The sequence below is a fragment of the Lyngbya sp. CCY1209 genome (genome assembly GCF_055795065.1).
In genome coordinates, this window is sequence record NZ_JAYFER010000436.1 from 1 (window position 1) to 5,637 (window position 5,637).

At 54.2% G+C, this 5,637-nt stretch carries 4 protein-coding genes; 1 reads left to right on the forward strand and 3 read right to left on the reverse strand.

All coding sequences use genetic code 11. The features are described 5' to 3' along the window. Nucleotides 1-515 precede the first annotated feature (515 nt). The 3 genes from AC0QHF_RS13365 to AC0QHF_RS13375 all read right to left on the reverse strand — a co-directional run bounded on the left by AC0QHF_RS13365 (nt 516) and on the right by AC0QHF_RS13375 (nt 3,870). Nucleotides 516-1,121: a PEP-CTERM sorting domain-containing protein gene (locus tag AC0QHF_RS13365; RefSeq protein ID WP_324704714.1), complete on the reverse strand. Its 606-nt coding sequence runs from the start codon at nt 1,119-1,121 to the stop codon at nt 516-518. A 516-nt stretch (nt 1,122-1,637) separates the two neighbouring features. Next, nucleotides 1,638-2,828, reverse strand: coding sequence for a class I SAM-dependent methyltransferase (locus AC0QHF_RS13370; protein ID WP_324704715.1), 1,191 nt, complete (start codon nt 2,826-2,828; stop codon nt 1,638-1,640). A 280-nt stretch (nt 2,829-3,108) separates the two neighbouring features. Continuing rightward, nucleotides 3,109-3,870: a phycobilisome rod-core linker polypeptide gene (locus AC0QHF_RS13375; protein ID WP_324704716.1), complete on the reverse strand. Its 762-nt coding sequence runs from the start codon at nt 3,868-3,870 to the stop codon at nt 3,109-3,111. Nucleotides 3,871-4,183: 313 nt separating this feature from the next. Between AC0QHF_RS13375 and AC0QHF_RS13380 the strand changes: the two genes are divergently transcribed. After that, complete coding sequence (locus AC0QHF_RS13380) at nt 4,184-5,572, forward strand: MATE family efflux transporter (RefSeq protein WP_324704717.1); 1,389 nt, start codon at nt 4,184-4,186, stop codon at nt 5,570-5,572. The last annotated feature ends 65 nt before the right edge of the window (nt 5,573-5,637 follow it).

Genomic DNA, 5,637 nt, shown 5'->3' on the forward strand with positions numbered 1-5,637 from the left:
TTTAAACAGAATTTTAAACGGGCAACCCTATAAGGTTGCCCCCACAGAATTTTAAACAGAATTTTAAACGGGCAACCAGAGACGGTTGCCCCCACGGAAATAGAAATAATATAATGATGAAAAGAATATAAATTGATCAAATATCAAAAACCGGCGATCGCCCTTTAAGAACCGTTTCGCCGGATGCCAATAGCTCCAATTTTGAGGGTATCCAATTTGAGCTAGAGTCTGAGGATAAGTTCAATGGAAAAGTGGTTGAGTGATATTGTTAAAGCATTGATAACAACCTGCAAAATCTCCAGTGGATTGAGTAGATGCATCTTAAGTTAAATTAAGCTCTGATATAAATTTGTCCCAACTCAAGGCTTCAAATTATGGCTGAATGTGGCGACAGGACGGACCCCGAAAATTGAACCTGTTGCCGAATAATTGTTTTGAAGCCAGGGGGAGGCGAAGCGGGAGCAGAGAAAGGCTTGAACAATCAATCAAAAATTGTCCTGGCTCCCCCTGTCATCCTAGCTGTTGCGAGACAGTCCTTTCTTGCCAACCAGCATTCCGCCGACTGCAATCAGTCCCAGCACAGCAGTGGGTTCGGGGATTTCTTGAGAACCGCCGCCACCGGAAGAATCGCCTTCAAAAACGTACAGAGTCGCGTGAGACAAACCGGGGCGGCCAGTTTCCCAGGTGAGATTCTCTAACTGGCTGATTCCGTCGTCAAACAGGTAAGCCGCGTAGCCATTGCCGCCTTTCAGGACAAACGCAAAGGGAGAAGTGGTGAGCGTGCTATCCAAAAAGCTCAGAGTACCGCTGCCTTCGGAAGTTTCTTCGATGGTGAAGAAGTCATTAGAACCGGAGTTGCTGTCAACTTTGTAATCATCCAGATTCCAACCATCGATGACTTCTAGATTTAGATCAGCAAAGAGGGTTGCAACTGCTGTTTCATTATCGTTACCAGATGCATCTCGGCATTCTGTGAATAAATCGCCAAACACGTTAGTCTGACAAACAGCGACGTTGCCACCGCCACCGCCGGGCCGAGCCAATGCACCGGTTGCGGACATCGATACTAAACCGGCAGTCAAAACGGCGGACGCGACAATGTTAGAAAATCCGAATTTCATCTCTGCTCTCCGAAAGTGTGAGGTTTGCTGTGTGGGAGGCGCGGCGCGCTTTCCCTCATCTGTAAACCATAGTAGCGATTCTCCCGGTGAGTGTCCACAGTGTTTTCACGGATTTACAACATCTTTACAGAACGATTGTATCACCTTTAAATTTTTGTAAATTATCCCGAAAGTTATAAAAACAAATTGAAAATTGATGCTTCGATGGCAAGATATAATTTTTTTCTGATTTTATTGAGATTCTAATCATGTCGGGGCATCGAGATGGATTGGGGGGAGAGCTTCGGATTTTTGGGTATAAAAATAAACGCTGTAGATCCGTAAAAATCCAGACATTATAAAGGATAACCGGGCTGTTAAAATTCATCTGTGATCCCGATCGCGATCCCCCTGTGTAAATTTACGGAATATCCCGGCGCGAATGTCAACGACGCCGATATCCGGAGATTGCCGGTTCTCAATATTACACGATTTCCCAGCCCCCAATTCAGTATTTCTACGGACTCGGAATGGCTCCTAACGGCTGGGTTCGCTCAAACCCTGGAGCTGCAAGCCCTTTTCGCCCGATGTCGCCTGGACCAGGACGCCGAAGTTGCCCAACCCCATTGGATCGATGAGGGAGTGCAAAGCTTCCCGCCGCCGCAGTACCTCCGAGAGCGTTCCGCCTTCCCCCCGGGACACGGCCGCGATGCGATCGCCCAACCCGAGGGCGATCAGAAACAAAGCCTGTCGCGTCAACCCCAAGGTTTCCAATCCCAGCGATCGCCCCTTTCGTTCCAAAGCGGTAAAATCCACATGGGCCGTCAAATCCTGCCGCCCGACATATAGATAAGGATCGCTGTGGTGTCGGTGTCGGTAATAAGCCTGGAGCGTCCCTTCCCGGCGGGTGGGGCTGTAGAAGCGATCGGCTTCATATCCGTAATCGATGGTGAGGACAAATCCCCGCTGTAGTTTTCCGGCGACGGTTTCCATCCAGTCCAAAGCCGCCCGGTTCACCTCCGTCCGGTAGCCCTCCGGGTAGGCGTCGGAGAGCAAATCGATGCCCACGAACTGGAAATAGTCCGCCAGTCGGGGGGTGGAGAGTTCCCCGACGACTTCCACAAATTCGCGATCGCCCTTTACGGTGACATAAATTTCCTGTAATTGTCCATCCCGGCGCGTCACCAAATGGACGGGAAACGCATCCACCAGTTCGTTGGAGAAGAAGCAACCCGTCACGGACTTTTCGGTGAGTTCGTCCAAATCGCACCAGCGGATGGTGTCGAAGGGGGCGCCCAACTGCCGGAACCGCTGCTGCTGTTCGGTTTGAAGGGAAGGGGACTTTTCGGCGATCGCGTAATCCAACCCCGGCAATATTTCCGGACAATGCCGTTGAAAGTAACCCACGATATCGGCGGCGAGAATCCCCTGTCCCGCCCCCATTTCCACCAGGGTGAAGGGTTCCGGTTTTCCCAACAGTTCCCACATCTGGGCGAACTGTGTCGCCAATAATTCCCCGAAGTCCCGCCCCAAGTGGGGGGAGGTGAAGAAGTCGCCCCCCGCGCCGATCTGGGGTCGGTGGGTGCTGTAGTAACCCCCTTCGGAGTCGTAGAGAGCCGTTTCCATGTATTCGGCGAAGGTGATCCGGTTCTGGGGGTGGGCGGAAATTTTCTGGGCGATGCGATCGCACACAATCGGGTTGCTCTCGTTGGCGGACTCGACATTCATCGGGAAAAGCGAAATCGATACGATTTATATTATGTATAGCAGCGATCGCCCGGATATTGACAGATTGAGAGTCGCAACCCGCTTTAAAACTCCGAAGTCAAGGCGGTCTTTAATTCCCCTACACCCTACACCCTACCCCCTACACCCGAGCGATCGCGCCCACAAAAATTCGCTGCCAAGTGTTAATTATCAAGGGTCTGAACCCAAACGGGCTTCAACTCCTGATATCTAACCCTTGGCAGCGATCGCGGGTTATGTTTCGGGCGAATTCCCGCAAAATCTAGCTCTTGCGGTAAGGCACCATCGTGGCGATATTGATACTGCCGACGGAAACCCGAGTCACCGTGTTGACGGAGGGCGTCACTTGCTTCGCCATATTCAGGAAGTTTCTCGGATCGCCAGCTTTGGGCTGCTTCTCTTGGGGAACGAACCGGCGAACGGAAGTTTGCCAGATCATTTGAGGGAACCCGAGTTGGTTGCGGTGGTATGCGTCGTAACGCGGGGTCTTCAGGTTGAACGGCGTTTCACCCTCGTTGCGCTGGGGCAGGACCCGGCGACGCTGGTAGGGAACCGTATCGTAGCCGAAGTTGTCGAGGTATTCGTCGCTGTCGAGCAATTCATCGATGAAGCCCCGAACCCCCTTGTTGACGACGACGATCGACCAGGCGATTTTTTCCCGTTCGCTGTAAACGTCGCGGCCGAGGATGCGCTGCACGCACATTTCGACGAAGCGGTAGTTGTTGTTGGTTTGGAAGTTCCGTTCCAAGAAAGGAGCCGAAGTGGCCAACCCGCGAATGAAGTCCCGCACGGTGATCTGACCGAACTTGAGTTGGGACTCCAGGAAGGTTTGGCGGTTGTACTTGAGAATCTGATGTTCACTGAAAATTTGCCGATAGGCCGCCCAGATCAGGGTGTCCCACTCCGATCCGGAAGGCATATTTTCGGCCGTATAAATGATGGGTTGCTCGTCACCCGGAACTTCGTACCCGGCAACCCGAGTATTGAAGCTCGTGGGAGTGTAGCTTAATAAAGGAAGCGCCACCTTATATCTCCTTATTCTCGTTTCGTTTCAATTCTCAATTCCCGCAAATCGGGAAATTGTCTCCTATACAGATTAGGGGATTTGGGCGATCGCAGTCTAATTTTTATGAATCAATGCAATAATATGTAACATTTTGCCGATCCCCGGGAACCGGGAGATGGCGGGTCGCCAAGCCGTTCCGGATTCCCGAACCGGCCGTTTTCCCCAACGTCGCGCCAAATTCGGTAAACTTTTGTAAAGAAGTCTCAACACTTCTCAACTGTATAACGATCGGGCCTTCAGTTGCGGGCCGATCGCCCCGACACGGATCGACATGAACCGAACACTGACACAAAGCCCCGTTACTCCCACACTGGTCCGCCTCACCCTGCCCATGATCTGGGGGGTGTTTGCGATCATCGCCTTCAGCCTCGCCGACACCTACTTCGTCGCCCAACTCGGTACCCGCCAACTGGCGGCGATGAGCTTCACCTTCCCGGTGGTGACGCTGCTGGGGAGCGTGTCGATGGGCCTGGGGGTGGGGGCCGCGTCTGTCATCGCCCGGGCGATCGGGGTGGGGGAGCGCGATCGCGTCCGCCGCCTGACCACCAACAGCCTCAGCCTCGCCCTGTTGCTGGTGGCCCTGCTGGCGATCGCCGGACTGGCCACCATCGACCCCGTATTTACGGCTTTGGGGGCCGGTCCCGACGTCTTGCCCCTGGTGCGGGAGTACATGACCATCTGGTACGGCGGCGTCCTGTTCCTGGTGGTGCCGATGGTGGGGACCAGCGCCCTCCGGGCGGCGGGCGATACGTTCATCCCCAGCGTGATCATGACCGTCGCCGCGTTGGTGAATATCGTTCTCGATCCCCTGTTGATCTTCGGCTTCGGCCCGGTTCCCGGTCTGGGGTTGAAAGGTGCCGCGATCGCCACGGTGATCGGACGGGCCACCACCCTGATCGCCTCGGTGCTGTTCCTGCATTTTAGGGAAAAAATGCTCCTGTGGAAACTGCCCCACCCCAAAGATTTGGTGGCCGACTGGCGACTGGTCCTCCACGTCGGCATCCCCGCCACCGGAACCCAAGCGATCGCCCCCATTTCCACCGCTTTGATCACCGGCTTGATCGCCACCTACGGGGCTCCGGCCGTGGCTGGGTTCGGCATCGCCACCCGGGTGGAGGCCTTCGCGTTAATTGTATTGATGGCATTATCCGCCAGCATCGGCCCCTTCGTGGGTCAAAATTGGGGGGCACAGCGGTACGATCGCGTCTACCGGGCGATCCGAATTTCATTCATTTTCTGCTTAATTTGGGGCCTGTTGTTGACGGTCATTTTGGCCGCCGGCTCAGAACAAATTGCCGCCCAATTCGACACCAATTCGCAAGTTGTCGCGATCGCCTCCACCTACCTCACCCTGGTTCCGATCAGCTACGGCACTCTGGGTCTGATGCTGGTAGCTAGTTCCAGTTTCAACGCCCTCGGGAAGCCCTTGCCCTCCCTGACGATGACCGTCGGCCGGCTGCTGGTTCTCTACGTCCCCCTCGCCTATTTGGGCAGCTTTTTATTCGGAATTACCGGCATATTCGCCGCCGCCTGTTTCGCCAATTTGGTCGTCGGAATCGGGGCCTACTGGTGGACGCAAAAAACTCAAAAAGCGCGATCGGCTGAACCGGTTATTGAGTCGGGAGTCGGTATTAGGGAGTCGGGAGTCGGGAAGATTTAGGATTCCTCTGGGGGCAACTTTATACGGTAGCCCGGGAATAATCGTGGGGGGTGAATAATTGTGGG